This is a genomic window from Candidatus Thiodiazotropha endoloripes, assembly GCF_001708965.1.
GTDB classification, from domain to species: Bacteria; Pseudomonadota; Gammaproteobacteria; order Chromatiales; family Chromatiaceae; genus Thiodiazotropha; species Thiodiazotropha endoloripes.
The window spans coordinates 1,232,947-1,248,204 of sequence record NZ_LVJW01000006.1 but is presented as its reverse complement, the minus strand read 5'-3'; the positions used below and the strand labels follow the sequence as shown (position 1 = coordinate 1,248,204).

The window sequence follows — 15,258 nt, the reverse complement described above, 5'->3', positions numbered from 1 at the left end:
TTACCGGGATGCGATCACTCAAATGGGTCTACCCACCATTTGAGTTAGGGCCAGTGATGACTGCTGATTCAAGCTGACTTGAGATAGCGTCTCGCACCGATACCCAGCAGACCCAGCCCCATCAACAGGAATGTCGAAGGCTCAGGCACTGAAACACGGGGCAGACCTCCTTCTGTACCAGGCCCTCCTGAGATACCTGAAACCAGAGATGAATCCGAAGCAGCAGCCGGGTTAACCGATGAAACTGCGGTCAATAACAATTCAGATCTGAACGAGGAGGACCGGTCGCCTGGCTGATGCCCGTTTAATCTCGTCACATTGTCCGCTGACAGGGTGGTACCAATTTCCCATTTCGACATGTCACTGTAGATATAGAGGCCGCTGGAGCCGAGAGAGTCAGAGCTGCCGAACAGGGAGACTTCACCAAAACCCTCGTCCAACAGACCATTCCGATAGGCTGAGTTTGAATAGCCACTACCGCTCCATGGATCGTCACTACCCCGGCCCGGATAGAGGCCCTGCACCAGGTCAAACACGGATGACTCTACCAGTTCGACATGAAAGCTATCGTGGAGGATGTAATTCTCGAGTGCGCCAGGAGCGTTCTGCATGCCGGGAAAAATCCTGTCCTGATCTTCAACGATCTCACCATTCGGCCCGGTACGGGTACCCTGCCGGTCTTTGTCGATCATGAAAGTGAATGACACACTGTCACCTGCACCCAGGCCTACATCCCCTAAGAAACCCGACTGATCGGAAATTGGATAAGCGGCTACAGTGCCTTCAAAAGAGTAATAGAGAGGAATCGCCTGTGCCGATCCGAGATAGAGCAGTGATGCTAGGCCCGTGGCAATGAGGTGTGGAATTCCAAATTTCATGAGTAATACTCCCTTTTGTAATGATCGTATCCTTGAGCAAAAAATGGGCCAAACGCTTTTATTTGCCAAAAACAATGAGATAGAAAAAACCGACTAATGCGTTGTGTAAATTATCCCGACACTCTTCAGGACAACTAAACAGCGCCTAATTAATTTGCCTCTGACTAGACCCTGTTTAGTCGGATCGATCCGGTGCAAGGAAGAGCCAATCAGGCCCGTCTATCCTGGCTCAATTCACAGAATTGCAACACACAGGATAAAGCGCCGTCAATTAAAAAAAATTAAACAACACCTTAATAAATAGCCCTTTACCACACCAATCACTGTAGGAATTGAGATCCGTTTTTCAACCAACCTGACCATATCAGCTTCTCAACGTGAAGCCTTTTAGATCGCCATTTCAAACATCCCGAGAGGATACAGCGACAGCCTAAGCGCCATTTAGAACATCAATATCCCAAGCCGCAACATGTCATGGTCATCTTTCACACTTGTTCGGGATACTACTCAACTGAATGAGAGACTTTGGTTTCTCGATAACGACCTTTTTCCTCTACCCATGGATTAAGCCGGCTCTGTAACATGATGGAAATAGAGCAGAGAGCCAGACGCCACCTCCCCTGAGGCAGTCTACGCAGAGGATGATACATTGCACAGAGCTTGAGATCTTGATCAACTGAAAACTGATGAACTTCACTAATCAAAGCTTTACAAATATAATGAGTCTTTATAGGTGTAGACAGATCACAACTCTGGTACACATCTCAACAGCGACATCAAAGTTGCCAAAACCCTATGCTGTTATACATATTTCTTTTCCTCATTGCAGCAGACTATGCTGGTCTAGGTACCTTCGTACCTGCCTTTAAAGCACTTCCGTTTACACTGGTCATTTCGACCCTTTTGTTTCTCTATCTGATATCTAAAAACAAGATTTCAGAACTGTTTCAATATAAGACGGTCATCTACACCTTCATCTTTGTCCTGTTAACAGCATTTGCCGGTATCCACGGCTTGATAAAGAACTATGCCATTGAACCGCTGAAGGTACAGATCGGCTATTTTATTTTCATGTTCATCTGTATCTATCTGGTGACCAACCTCAAGCAGTTCAGGTTGTTCACTCTGGTATTCACTCTCGTTCACGCGGCACTGGTCGTATTGAATCTTGACAAAGTCGGAGGCGAACGGGTCGGCTTCTACATCGGTGGTTTCTTTCTCGGTGACGGCAATGATTTCGGCTGGTCTCAGAATGTTGCCTTTCCACTGGCCATTCACCTCGCCTTCACGACCAAGAACACCCTATTCAAATATGGCTATGTCGCACTCGCTTTAATCATTCTGATCGGAATCGTCGGCACCCAGTCAAGAGGGGCTTCACTTGCGCTCGCAGCGGGAATGCTCTACTACCTCAGTTTCATATCAAATAAAAGGGTCGCCGGGTTTATTCTCATCGGCATCATAGGCATTGGGGTTATCGCATTTTCCCCGACAAGTTATTTCTCAAGGATGGGGACCATTGTCGACTATCAGGAGGACTCTTCTGCAATGGGACGTCTCAAGGCCTGGCGTACGGCCACAGAGATGGCGATCGACAATCCTATACTGGGAGTCGGCGCAGGCAGTTTCAATTCAGCCTACGGTCGGTTTTATAAAAAGCCGGATGATCCGGCGAGATGGATCTCAACCCACAGTGTCTATTTCAAGGTACTGGCAGAGTATGGCTTTCCCGGAATCATCATATACATACTGAGTATCCTGCATAATCTGAAGATCAATCGGGAAACCCAAAAACTGATCGCAGAGAATCAGCAGCGGCTCGAAATAACACCTTTTTGGCCGCAGGCCCTCAACTGGGCGACCATCTCCTGGGCTGTCTGCGCCATGTTCCTTACCGGATATGTTTACCCACATCTGTTTCTGCTGATGGGACTCACGATTGCTGTGCATCGAATCGTAGTGAAAGAGTTGGAAAACAGTGCTGAGCCCACCGAAGAGGAGTCGGCACCGGCCCGACCACGATATTTCTAATAGGTTTTATTCACGTCAACCGGCACGGCTAATCTCAAGGGCGAAAAGCTTGAAAGGATTGTCGGTAGATAAACCGGATTACGACTCCATCATTGAGTTGTATAACTTTTCATAGTTGTCTGCCATCTGCTGAACGGTAAAGTTATCAGCAAACCGCTGTTTTGCATTTTCACCAAATGTGCGTCTCAATTCACCATCCAACAGCAATCTCTCCATGGCATCAGCGAGCATCTCTGCTTGATTGGGAGGTACGATCAAGCCACAGGAATCGTGCTCGATCACAACACCGTTTTCACCAACTTCCGTAGCGACAATCGGCTTTCCAGCAGACATGGCTTCAAGAATCACCATCGACATGGCTTCCCATTTTGAGCTTTGTACAAAGACATCAAACTTGGGTAGCAGATTGACATTGGCATCCCTTACCCAACCGGTAAACTCAATGATCTCAGAAAGATTTTTCTGCTCACACAGCTGGAGCAATTCATCCATCATGTAGCCATCACCGGCAATGATGAACTTGGATCGACCGGGGTGCCTCTTCTCCAATATTTCAACAGCATCGATCAGTACAGGTATGCCTTTCTGTTCAATCAGCGTACTCAGTGAACCGAACAGGATGGGGCGATCCGGGTCTTGTTGTTCAACCTTTGCAGGTTGAGAATCCAATGCATGTACACCGTTGTAGATTACCTGTAATCGATCTGCCGGATATTTATAGGTATCTCTTATTGCGTTTGCCTGTTTGGTTCCAACAGCGATCAGGACATCAATGAACTTGGTAAACAGTTTCTCAAAATAGTAAATCTTCTTGTCGATATTGGGGTAGTTGCCGAAATGAAATGTATAGACAACTTTGACACTCGGCATCAGTAACTTGACCTGTGATGCATTCATCATCGAGTGGATATCATGGGCATGAATCAGGTCAATATTGTGCTCCTTCACAAACTTTCTCAGATCGAGGAAATTGAGATAGTTTCGATTTTTTCGCTCGGCATTTTTGATTTTAACAACCTTGATGCCTTTCTCCTTCAACGCTTCACCGCGATCGCCACACTCCTTGTAATAACCACAAATGACCTCATATTTTTCCCCCAGCAGCTCGCACAAATGTTCTACGACGTGCTCAGCACCACCACCTGTAATCGAGGATATTGTTATCAGAACTCTCTTTTTGTTGGGCATGCTTTAATTATCCCTCGTTACATAAAGGGCCAGTCAACTCAGAACCAATCTTCGATAAGCGCTTTTCTGGAGCATCTTGGCTGAATGGCTCTGTGCTATCAGACCCTAGATCATTCTACGGTTACCGATTTGGCCAGATTCCTGGGCTGATCCACATCCGTACCTTTCAAAATCGCAACATGATAGGCAAGCAGTTGCAGTGGAATACTGTAGACAATGGGTGATGTGGATGGATAGATATCAGAAAGCGTCAGATTTTGATAATGATCCAGCCCGATCTTCACACTGTGATCACTGAAGAGAAATAGCTCACCGCCACGGGCGCGAACCTCCTGTAAGTTGGAGATGACCTTCTCCAGTAACGGGTCATCCGGCAGGGCACAGATCACCGGCATTTCTGCATCAACCAGCGCAAGCGGACCATGTTTCAGTTCACCGGCCGGGTAGGCTTCGGCGTGAATATAGGAGATCTCCTTAAGCTTCAGCGCACCTTCCATCGCAATCGGATAGAAACAGCCCCGGCCAAGAAACAGGGCATGATGGCGTTCCGCAAAGGCATTCGCCATCGACTTGATCTCGTCGTTCAGTTTAAGAATCACTTCTACCTGACGGGGTAGGGCATGCAGTTCGTTGACCAGTTCCTGTTCTCTCTCATCTGACATACCACGACGTTTGGCCAAGGCCAGGGTGAACAACCTCAAGGCAACCAGCTGGGTGGTAAAGGCCTTGGTCGAGGCCACCCCGATCTCCGGCCCGGCACGGGTCATCAGGGCAACATTTGATTCACGCACTAGTGAGCTTTCCGGTACGTTACAGATCACCATACTACCCAGATAACCTTTCGACTCCGATCCTCTCAAGGCCGCCAGAGTATCTGCCGTTTCACCGGACTGGGAGATGGTGACAAACAGGGTGTCGTCCGGAACAACAACCTCCCGGTAGCGAAATTCACTCGCCACTTCGACACTACAGTGAATACCGATCTCTTCAAGCCAGTATCTGGCAACCAGGCCGGCATGAAAGCTGGTTCCGCAGGCTACGATATGAACGTTGCGGGTTTTATCGAGTAATGTTTTCGCTTCATGCCCGAATGACTCTTCCAGCAGACGACCCTTGTGAATCCGCCCCTCGAGCGTCTCGGCTATGACAGCTGGTTGCTCAAAAATCTCCTTCAGCATGTAGTGGCGATAGGGACCTTTTTCAGCTTTCGCGGCGGAAACCTGTGAGGTACGGACTTCGCGCTCAACCGGTTGACCATGGAGATCGGCAATCGCCACTTTTTCGCGGGTGATATGGGCCAAATCGCCCTCTTCCAGAAAGATGAACTGCTGGGTAACAGGTAGCAGGGCAAACACATCGGAAGCAATGAAGTTCTCATCATCACCCAAACCAATTACCAAAGGGCTACCGGCACGGATCACCACCATCTGGTCCGGATCTTCAGGGCTGACCACAGCCAGGGCATAGGCACCAATCAGTTTGTTTGAAGCCAGACGTACCGCCTCGACAATATCTGTCTGACTTTTCATGATATCGGCCAGCAGATGTGCGATTACTTCCGTGTCCGTTTCTGAGGTGAAAACAAAGCCTTTATCGGTAAGCTCTTCTCGGAGGTCGGCGTAGTTTTCAATAATGCCATTGTGCACTATGGCAACCTGCTCACCACTCATATGTGGATGAGCATTACGCTCAGATGGCATACCGTGGGTGGCCCAGCGGGTATGGGCTATGCCCAGTTTGCTGCTCAAATCAGCCTGATCGATCAAACCTTTCAGACTGGAAACCTTGCCAACCGAGCGGATCCGTTGCAGATGCTGATTCTCATCGAGCACCGCCACACCTGCTGAATCATAGCCGCGATATTCCAAGCGCTTCAGCCCTTCCATGAGGACCGGTACAACATCCCTGTGTGCGATACCGCCTACAATGCCACACATAATGAAATCTCCCGTTCCTTGCTTAATCTTTCGCTTTTTTGACTGGTCGTACCCAATTATCGATGCTGAACTGCATGGCACGACTCAGGGTCAGTTGTTCCGCCGGGGTGTCCTTGGTAATCGTTGAACCTGCTCCAATGGTTGCACCCTCTCCAACGGTTACCGGCGCAATCAGCTGGGTATCGGAACCGATAAAGGCCCGATCGCCGATCACCGTGCGAAACTTGTTCGCACCATCATAATTACAGGTGATCGTACCCGCACCAATATTGACCTTGCTACCAACCTCAGAATCGCCAATATAACTGAGATGGTTGATTTTACTACCATCTGCAACCTGGCTCTTTTTGATTTCAACAAAATTACCGACATGAACCTGATCGGCAAGCTGAGTTTCCGGTCTCAAGCGGGCAAAAGGACCAATCCGACAGCCACTACCGACTTCACAATCCTCCAGCACACTGTTTGCGAGAATCTCCGTATCTACTCCAATGGCACAGTTTTTCAGCACAACGTTAGGCCCGATAGAGACCCCGTCTGCCAGACTGACGCTACCCTCGGTAATGACGTTACAGTCGATGAATACATCCTGTCCCGTCTTCAATTCACCACGGATATCAATTCTGCCGGGATCGGCCAGGGTAACACCCGACTGCATCAACTCATCGGCCCGGTTCCTGTGATAAAAGCGTTCAAGATAGGCGAGCTGCTTGCGGTCGTTGACACCCATTACCTCTTCTTCGTTGTGAGGATGTACTGCCTGGATGTTTACCCCGTCAGCAACAGCCAGAGCGATGATATCGGTCAGATAGTACTCATTTTGTGCATTGTTATTGTCGACCCGTGACAACCAGGTCTCCAGTTTGTCCCGGTTCACCGCCATGATGCCCGTGTTGATTTCACTGATCTCAAGCTCCCGTGCAGAAGCGTCTTTCTGCTCAACAATCCGGGTAATACGATCGTCACGGTCTCTTACGATCCGGCCATAACCTGTGGGGTCTTGCAGATCCACCGTCAGCAGTGCCAGGTCACTGCTATGCAGACAACTCAAGAGACTCACCAGCGTGGGTCCACTGATCAGGGGTACATCTCCATAAAGAATCAACACCTGATCCACCTGCTGAAGATGGGGCAGGGCCTGAATCACGGCATGGCCGGTACCAAGCCTCTCCTTCTGTTCGATCCAGTTCAGATCGTCCGCCGCCAGATGGTTTTTAACCGCTTCTCCCCCATGACCATAGATCACCGAGATTTCATCCGGATTGATTGTTCGCGAGGTCTCGATTACATGGGAAAGTAGTGGCTTTCCAGCCAATGAGTGCAGCACTTTCGGAAGCTTGGAGCGCATTCGCGTCCCTTCCCCGGCAGCTAGAATCAGTGCACCAAGATGCATCCCTATCTCCCCTTAATGATAAAAGTATTTACGGTTTACCCGGCCCTGACAGCCGTTATACAAACCGTATTTCAGCTCACGACGACGCATAGACTGACTAAATGTCCAGCCTACAACAGTCTTACCAAACTTAAAACTTCGAAAAAGAGATTTTCCCTGGAATCTTCCCTGATAGATCTTGCAGATTAGTTGATGGTTTGTGACTGGCCCGGCATGCCAACTTGCAACACATCTTCCTGGGTGGCATCCCTGACTTGCAGAATCTTAACTTTCACCTGTAGCGACTTTCCAGCCAGAGGATGATTACCATCAACCGTCAGCAAACCAGCTTCAATTTTAGTCACATAGAAACTTTTAACATCACCGGCATCATTCTGCATCTGAACCTCGGCACCAAGTTGGCGAAGTTCGGCAGGTACATTTTCAATTTCATCGGTAATGATCAAATTGGGATCGTAATCACCAAAACCGTTTTCCGGTGAAATGGTCATGGTCACCTCTTCACCCTGAGCCTTGCCGAGTACAGCCTGGTCCATTCCGCCAATCAGCTCGGTCTCTCCACCATGGATATAGCTGACCGGTAGGTCACTCTGCTCGAGCACATTGCCATCCATATCCTGGATCGTGTAGGCAAGCGATACAAATTTACCCGACTTGATCGTCTCTTTTGACATGATGGATAGGGTAGTGGGTCTGTCTCTACAGACCCACTATAAGTAGGAGGGATTAACCGCGCTTGCCTTTGCGAATGCGTTCTATCGCGCGTAACTGGGCTACTGCCTCGGCAAGTTCCGACTGGGCTTTTGCATATTCAAACTCTGCACTGCGATCAGCCATTGCCTCTTCGGCACGTCGCTTGGCTTCCTGAGCTGCAGCTTCATCAAGATCGGCTGCACGAATCGCAGTATCTGCAAGCACAGTCACCACATGAGGCTGAATTTCCAGAATGCCACCTGAGACATAGAAGTGCTGCATATCCTTGCCGCTGCCGGTATCGACCCGGACTTCACCCGGCTTCAGCTGAGTAACCAGGGGGGTATGACGGGGCGCAATACCCACCTCACCCATGACAGCCGGAGCATAGACCATTTCAGCTACACCACTGAAGATCTCGCCTTCCGCACTGACGATGTCCACATGAATGGTCATGGCCATCTTTAATCTCCCGGGCTATTAGCCCTTGCCGCCTTGCTCAGCTGCCTCATCGATGCCGCCCACCATATAGAAGGCTTGCTCTGGCAGATGATCGTACTCACCTTCAACAATTGCCTTGAAACCGGCAACGGTGTCCTTCAGAGAGACGTATTTACCTGGGGAGCCGGTAAATACTTCAGCGACGAAGAAGGGCTGAGAGAGAAAACGCTGGATCTTACGAGCACGTTGTACAACCAGCTTATCCTCTTCGGAGAGTTCGTCCATACCCAGAATCGCGATGATATCCTTCAGCTCTTTATAGCGCTGCAGGGTTCCCTGAACATTCCGCGCCACACTGTAGTGCTCCTGACCAACCACGTTGGGATCAAGAATACGGGAGGTGGAATCGAGGGGATCAACCGCCGGATAGATACCCAGCTCGGCGATCTGACGGGAGAGTACCAGAGTCGCGTCCAGATGGGCGAAGGTGGTGGCCGGTGAGGGGTCGGTCAAGTCATCCGCCGGTACGTATACCGCCTGGAATGAGGTGATCGAGCCGGTCTTGGTGGAGGTGATACGCTCCTGCAGAGCACCCATCTCCTCAGCCAGGGTCGGCTGGTAACCTACCGCTGAAGGCATACGACCCAGCAGCGCGGATACCTCGGTTCCCGCCAGGGTGTAACGATAGATGTTGTCAACGAACATCAACACGTCACGACCTTCGTCACGGAAGTTCTCGGCGATGGTCAGACCGGTCAGTGCCACACGCAGACGGTTGCCCGGGGGCTCGTTCATCTGACCGTAAACCAGGGCCACTTTATCGAGTACGCCACCCTCTTCCATCTCGTGGTAGAAGTCGTTACCTTCACGGGTACGCTCACCAACACCGGCAAATACCGAGAAGCCGGAGTGCTCAACCGCGATGTTACGAATCAGCTCCATCAGGGTTACGGTCTTGCCTACGCCGGCGCCGCCGAACAGGCCGATCTTACCACCCTTGGCGATGGGCATGATCAGATCGATAACCTTGATACCGGTTTCGAGAATCTCTGTGGTAGCCGCCTGATCTTCCAGCTTGGGGGCCTCACGATGGATCGGCATCAGCTTATCAGCCTTGACTTCACCAGCCTCGTCAACAGGATTACCCAGTACGTCCATGATGCGACCTAGCGTGCCCTGACCTACAGGAATACTGATCGGCGCACCGGTGGCCTCTACCGCGACACCGCGTTTAAGTCCGTCGGTCGAACCCATGGCGATGGCTCTTGCCACACCGTCACCCAGTTGCTGCTGTACTTCCAGGGTGAGGTTCGCCTCGTCGATCTTCAGTGCCTCGTAGACCTTAGGCATCTCGCCACGGGGAAATTCCACGTCCACCACAGCGCCGATGATTTCAACTACTTTGCCCGAACTCATTTCTGGTTCCTCTTGCCGCTCGAGGCGACTCTCAAAAAGATAAAAAACAAAATTCTGTTACTGATCCTGCCATCAAACGGCTGCTGCACCACCCACGATCTCGGAGATCTCCTGGGTAATCGCTGCCTGACGGGCCTTGTTGTAGATCAGCTGCAATTCGTCAATCAGGTTCTTCGCATTGTCGGATGCGGATTTCATCGCAACCATTCGTGCCGACTGCTCACAGGCGCCATTCTCAACCACCGCCTGATAAACCAGAGACTCGACATATCTACCCAGTAGGTTGTCGAGCACTTCCTTCGAATCAGGCTCGTAGATATAGTCCCAGTGATGTTTCAGATCCTCTTCCATCGTGGATGGAATGGGTACCAACTGTTCAAAGGTGGGACTCTGCGTCATGGTGTTGACGAAGTTGTTGTAGGCGATGTAGATACGGTCGATCTTACCTTCCGCATAAGCATCCAGCATGACCTTCACGGTACCGATCAGATCCTCGATGTGCGGCATGTCACCCAGGTGTGTTGCCTGACTGACAATGTTGCCACCGAAGCGCCCGAAGAAACCCAATGCCTTATTCCCGATGGTACAAAAATCGACCTCGGTGCCGGCATCCCGGTGTTCCTTCAACTCTTTCACTAGCTTGCGGAACAGGTTGTTGTTCAGACCGCCGCACAGACCCCGGTCTGAAGAGACGATGATGTAGCCAACCCGTTTCGCTTCACGCTCAATCATGAACGTGTGCTTGTATTCCGGATGAGCATGAAAAAGGTGACCGATAACATTACGCATTTTTTCCGCGTAGGGGCGTGTCGCCGCCATGCGGTTCTGCGCCTTACGCATCTTGGAAGCGGCCACCATCTCCATAGCCTTGGTGATCTTGCTCGTATTCTTGATACTGCCGATCTGTGTCCGGATCTCTTTTGCACCCGCCATAGCTTAAACCCTATTTCGTGATTGCCCGACGTTTACCAAGTGTGGTTGGCCTTGAAGTCTTTCAGAGCATCGTGAAGTGCCTGCTCGATCTCGGCATTGTAGTCGCCGGACTCATCGATCTTGTCCATCAGCTCTTTCTGATTACTCTTCATATAGCCCTGAAGCGATGCTTCGAAGTCCACAACTTTGTTCGCATCAACGTCATCCAGGTAGCCTTCGTTGGCGGCAAACAGTGAGACACCCATGCCAGATACGGAGAGTGGTGAATATTGCGCCTGCTTCATCAACTCAGTTACACGCTCACCACGTTCCAGCTGCTTACGGGTCGCTTCGTCAAGATCGGAAGCAAACTGAGAGAATGCCGCCAGCTCACGATACTGTGCCAGGGCCAGACGAACACCGCCACCAAGCTTCTTGATGATCTTAGTCTGAGCAGAGCCACCCACACGGGATACGGAGAGACCCGCGTTGATCGCAGGTCGGATACCCGCGTTGAACAGATCCGCCTCAAGGAAGATCTGGCCATCGGTAATCGAGATTACGTTGGTTGGTACAAATGCGGATACGTCACCAGCCTGAGTTTCGATGATCGGCAGCGCGGTCAGTGAACCGGTCTGTCCTTTCACCTTACCGCCGGTGTGTTTCTCCACATAGGCGGCGTTGACTCGTGCCGCACGCTCCAGCAGACGGGAGTGGAGATAGAAAACGTCACCCGGATAGGCTTCACGACCTGGCGGACGACGCAGCAGCAGGGATACCTGACGATAGGCCCAAGCCTGCTTGGTCAGATCGTCATAGATGATCAGTGCATCTTCACCCTTGTCGCGGAAGTATTCACCCATGGTGCAACCGGAGTAGGGGGCGATGAACTGCATGGCTGCAGATTCTGCCGCCGGGGCTGCCACGATGATGGTGTGGTCCATGGCGTCATGCTCTTCGAGCTTGCGCACCACCTGGGCGATGGTTGAGTTCTTCTGGCCAACCGCCACGTAGATACATTTTACGCCGGTACCCTTCTGATTGATGATCGCATCGATGGCTACCGCAGACTTACCGGTCTGACGGTCACCGATGATCAACTCACGCTGACCACGACCGATCGGCACCATGGCGTCGATCGCCTTGATACCGGTCTGTACCGGCTGGTCAACCGATTTACGCTCGATAACGCCTGGGGCTACCTTCTCAATGGGTGAGGACTCATCGGCCTTGATGTCGCCTTTGCCGTCCATCGGATTACCCAGGGAGTCGACAACACGTCCCAGCAAACCTTCACCAACCGGGACTTCCAGAACACGACCGGTACATTTTACTGCATCGCCTTCACTCAGGTGCTTGTAATCACCCAGCACCACGGCACCGACTGAGTCACGCTCCAGGTTTAGTGCCAGACCGTAAGTGTTACCCGGGAACTCCAGCATCTCGTAAGACATGACATCTTCGAGACCGTGGATGCGGGCAATACCATCAGTCAGACTGATGATCGTACCCTCGTTACGGGCTTCGGTTTTAAGATCGAATTTTTCGATCTTGCTTTTGATCAGTTCGCTGATCTCGGATGGATTGAGTTGCATGATGGCTTCTCGCTTAGATTCCCAATTCGTTAGCCAGTTGCTGAAGTTGACCACGGACGGAGCCGTCGATCACCATATCCCCGGCGCGGATGTGAACACCACCGATCAGGTCGGTGTCCTTCTCGCTGGTGATGGTGATATCGCGTCCCAACTTGGCCTTCAAGGCATCGGCAATAAGTTTTTCCTGCGCGGGCTTGAGCGCATAAGCAGTGGTGACGTGGACATTCATCACCTTCTCTTTATCTGCTTTGAGCTCAGCAAAGAGTGCATTGATCTCAGGTAAAACCTGAAGACGGCGGTTCTGAACCAGTACACGGATCAGGTTACTGCCTTCATCGGTTACCCGGCCGCCGGCAATTTCCAGCAGCAGCTCAGTCAATGCCGGCTGATCGATCAGTGGGTTGCCGACAACTTTGGCAACCGCTTCATCCTCTACGACAGAGGAAAGAAAGGTCAGCATCTCATGCCACAGCTCGAGCTTGCCCTGCTCATCGGCATGAGCAAACACGGCTTCCGCGTAGGGGCGGGCGATTGTGGTAGCTTCACCGGCCATAGTCCTGCCCTAAATCTCTTCGGCCAAGGCCGCGACTATGTCCTGATGTGCGTCGGCGCTGATCTCTTTCTTGAGAATCTTTTCAGCACCGGCCACAGCAAGCATTCCGACCTTTTCGCGCAGCTGTTCGCGTGCGCGATTGGCTTCCTGCTCGATTTCAGACTGTGCAGCGGTGAGGATACGGTCGCCTTCTACGCGAGCTGTATCCTTGGACTCATCGACGATTTCGGCTGCGCGCTTTTGAGCCTGGGCTACGATCTCCGCAGCCTGTGCCTTGGCTTCATGCAGCACATCCTTGGCCCGTTCCTTGGCAAGCTCCTGCTCGTGCTGGCCTCGCTCGGCTGCTGCCAGTCCGTCGGCTATCTCCTTTTTACGGGTTTCCAGCGCTCCCATGATCGGGGTCCAGACATACTTCATGGTGAACCACACGAACACCGCGAAAGAGAGCAGCTGACCTATAAGAGTCAGATTGATGTTCATCCCGGAATTACCTCTCGTTGGACGAGATGAGAGAGAGTTCGCTCAAGGCTTATTAAGCTACAGCGAACAATACGTACATGGCCAGACCCACAGCAATCATGGGTACGGCGTCTACCAGACCCATGACGATGAAGAACTGGGTACGCAACATGGGGATGAGTTCAGGTTGACGAGCAGCGCCCTCGAGAAAGCGGCCACCCAAAACGCCGATGCCTACCGCAGCGCCCAGGGCACCCAGGCCCATCATGATCGCGCCGGCAATGTACAGCAGTGCTTGTTCCATTATTGGTCTCCCGTTTAATGAACTAGATAGTTAAGAAAAAAGTGATCAGTGTTCGTTGTGCGCCATATCCAGGTACACAATGGTCAGGGTCATAAAGATGAACGCCTGCAGTGTGATGATCAAGATATGGAATATGGCCCAACCCAGCTGTAGAACGCCACCGAACAGACCGAGAATCAGCCCGGCATTGTACATGATGGCGATCAAAATAAAGATCATCTCGCCAGCGTACATGTTACCGAACAGACGCAGGGCAAGAGAGATTGGTTTGGCAATCAGACTGACAAACTCAAGAATGAAGTTGATCGGGATGAACAGCAGATTGACCACAGGATTCGTGGAAGAGAAGGGCTGCAGAGTCAGCTCACCGGCGAAACCGCCGACACCTTTAATCTTAATACTGTAGAAGAGAACCAGCAGGAAGACCCCGATAGCCATACCGAAGGTGGCGTTGGGATCGGTTGAAGGCACGACCTTCATATAGTGTATACCGAGCAGTTTGGCGAGCTCGGGAATGACATCAACCGGCACCAGGTCCATCAGGTTCTGCAGGAAAATCCAGACAAAGATGGTCAGCGCCAGCGGGGCGACCAGAGCGTTTCTTGATGAGAAGGATCCCCGCACACTGGTGTCGATGAACTCGACAATCCATTCGACGAAATTCTGTAGACCACCAGGTACACCCTGGGTGGCGGTTTTTGCCGCTTTGGCAAAGAAGAAGAGAAACAGCACACCAAGGGCTATGGACCAGAACATGGTATCCACATGAATTGCCCAGAAACCCATCTCTTTGGCTTCAGCAGCACTATGTGCAATACCCCAACTGCCGTCGGGATGCTGACCAAAGGTCAGATTGGTCAGGTGATGTTTGATGTACTCACCAGAGGTAAGGGCGTCGCCAGCCATATTTCCTGTACCTATGAATGCTGTCTGTCTTGATAAATCAACACTATCAATGGAACCGCTACTTGTACGATCAGATAGCAGCCCAATAATAAACCGATATTGACTGAATCGAAGTTGACAATTGTCAACCCGAACAAAATACCGGTCATGACCATCTTCTGGATTTCGGCGCCAAACAGTCGCCCGGCTATTTTTTCCGGCTGCTGCGCACGATAGTGCACAAAAGACCTGAAGGCGAAATAGCCATTTGCAGTCGCGGCGATAAAAGCGCCAATGAAGCCTGACAATGCGGCGTTTTTACCGAAATACAACAAACCCAGACCGAGGATTAGCGATGCTCCTATTTGGAGCACTACGATGGTGCGAATCTGGCTGTTTCCGGTAAGCTGCATGCCGGTTTCCCGGAACCCCTATACGAGCCTATCCAGCAAGGAGGGAGGAGTATAAGGGGTCTGGAATATAAGGTCAAAGGATAGATGCATAAATTTTTTAATAGACAATATCTATAAATGGCTATTTTTTGCTTTTGAACGGTGCTTTTTGGTTTAAAAC

The 15,258-nt window shown here is 51.1% G+C and carries 15 protein-coding genes; 1 reads left to right on the top strand and 14 read right to left on the bottom strand.

Going from position 1 to position 15,258, the window contains the following annotated elements; all coding sequences use genetic code 11:
* Positions 1 to 68: 68 nt before the first annotated feature.
* Positions 69 to 878 carry a PEP-CTERM sorting domain-containing protein gene (locus A3193_RS16290; protein ID WP_069003183.1) on the bottom strand — a complete coding sequence of 270 codons (810 nt, stop codon included), beginning with the start codon at positions 876 to 878 and terminating at the stop codon, positions 69 to 71.
* 795 nt (positions 879 to 1,673) lie between these two features.
* On the opposite strand from A3193_RS16290, the gene A3193_RS16285 reads away from it, so the two are divergent.
* On the top strand, positions 1,674 to 2,909 hold the full coding sequence (locus A3193_RS16285; protein ID WP_069003184.1) for an O-antigen ligase family protein: 1,236 nt from the start codon (positions 1,674 to 1,676) through the stop codon (positions 2,907 to 2,909).
* Between the two features lie 78 nt (positions 2,910 to 2,987).
* Here A3193_RS16285 and A3193_RS16280 read toward each other — a convergent pair whose 3' ends face one another.
* The 13 genes from A3193_RS16280 to A3193_RS16220 all read right to left on the bottom strand — a co-directional run bounded on the left by A3193_RS16280 (position 2,988) and on the right by A3193_RS16220 (position 15,098).
* Positions 2,988 to 4,097 carry a glycosyltransferase family 4 protein gene (locus A3193_RS16280; protein WP_069019575.1) on the bottom strand — a complete coding sequence of 370 codons (1,110 nt, stop codon included), beginning with the start codon at positions 4,095 to 4,097 and terminating at the stop codon, positions 2,988 to 2,990.
* 110 nt (positions 4,098 to 4,207) lie between these two features.
* Complete coding sequence (gene glmS, locus A3193_RS16275) at positions 4,208 to 6,034, bottom strand: glutamine--fructose-6-phosphate transaminase (isomerizing) (RefSeq protein ID WP_069003186.1); 1,827 nt, start codon at positions 6,032 to 6,034, stop codon at positions 4,208 to 4,210.
* 22 nt (positions 6,035 to 6,056) lie between these two features.
* Positions 6,057 to 7,427, bottom strand: a complete 1,371-nt coding sequence (gene glmU, locus A3193_RS16270) for a bifunctional UDP-N-acetylglucosamine diphosphorylase/glucosamine-1-phosphate N-acetyltransferase GlmU (RefSeq protein ID WP_069015304.1) — start codon at positions 7,425 to 7,427, stop codon at positions 6,057 to 6,059.
* Between the two features lie 185 nt (positions 7,428 to 7,612).
* The gene (locus A3193_RS16265) at positions 7,613 to 8,101 is read right to left on the bottom strand and encodes an FKBP-type peptidyl-prolyl cis-trans isomerase (RefSeq protein ID WP_069003188.1); all 489 of its coding nucleotides are present in this window, start codon (positions 8,099 to 8,101) and stop codon (positions 7,613 to 7,615) included.
* A gap of 52 nt (positions 8,102 to 8,153) precedes the next feature.
* Complete coding sequence (locus A3193_RS16260) at positions 8,154 to 8,582, bottom strand: F0F1 ATP synthase subunit epsilon (protein WP_069003189.1); 429 nt, start codon at positions 8,580 to 8,582, stop codon at positions 8,154 to 8,156.
* 18 nt (positions 8,583 to 8,600) lie between these two features.
* Positions 8,601 to 9,977, bottom strand: a complete 1,377-nt coding sequence (atpD, locus tag A3193_RS16255) for a F0F1 ATP synthase subunit beta (RefSeq protein ID WP_069003190.1) — start codon at positions 9,975 to 9,977, stop codon at positions 8,601 to 8,603.
* 72 nt (positions 9,978 to 10,049) lie between these two features.
* Positions 10,050 to 10,910, bottom strand: coding sequence for a F0F1 ATP synthase subunit gamma (gene atpG / locus A3193_RS16250; protein ID WP_069003191.1), 861 nt, complete (start codon positions 10,908 to 10,910; stop codon positions 10,050 to 10,052).
* Positions 10,911 to 10,942: 32 nt separating this feature from the next.
* Positions 10,943 to 12,484: a F0F1 ATP synthase subunit alpha gene (gene atpA / locus A3193_RS16245; RefSeq protein WP_069015303.1), complete on the bottom strand. Its 1,542-nt coding sequence runs from the start codon at positions 12,482 to 12,484 to the stop codon at positions 10,943 to 10,945.
* Between the two features lie 13 nt (positions 12,485 to 12,497).
* Positions 12,498 to 13,037 (bottom strand): F0F1 ATP synthase subunit delta, encoded by a 540-nt coding sequence (locus A3193_RS16240; protein ID WP_069003193.1) that lies wholly within the window; start codon positions 13,035 to 13,037, stop codon positions 12,498 to 12,500.
* Between the two features lie 9 nt (positions 13,038 to 13,046).
* Positions 13,047 to 13,517, bottom strand: a complete 471-nt coding sequence (locus A3193_RS16235; RefSeq protein ID WP_068994712.1) for a F0F1 ATP synthase subunit B — start codon at positions 13,515 to 13,517, stop codon at positions 13,047 to 13,049.
* A gap of 52 nt (positions 13,518 to 13,569) precedes the next feature.
* The gene (gene atpE, locus A3193_RS16230; protein ID WP_068994713.1) at positions 13,570 to 13,800 is read right to left on the bottom strand and encodes a F0F1 ATP synthase subunit C; all 231 of its coding nucleotides are present in this window, start codon (positions 13,798 to 13,800) and stop codon (positions 13,570 to 13,572) included.
* Positions 13,801 to 13,845: 45 nt separating this feature from the next.
* Positions 13,846 to 14,706 (bottom strand): F0F1 ATP synthase subunit A, encoded by an 861-nt coding sequence (gene atpB / locus A3193_RS16225; protein ID WP_069003194.1) that lies wholly within the window; start codon positions 14,704 to 14,706, stop codon positions 13,846 to 13,848.
* Positions 14,707 to 14,717: 11 nt separating this feature from the next.
* Positions 14,718 to 15,098, bottom strand: a complete 381-nt coding sequence (locus tag A3193_RS16220; RefSeq protein WP_069003195.1) for an ATP synthase subunit I — start codon at positions 15,096 to 15,098, stop codon at positions 14,718 to 14,720.
* Between the last annotated feature and the right edge of the window lie 160 nt (positions 15,099 to 15,258).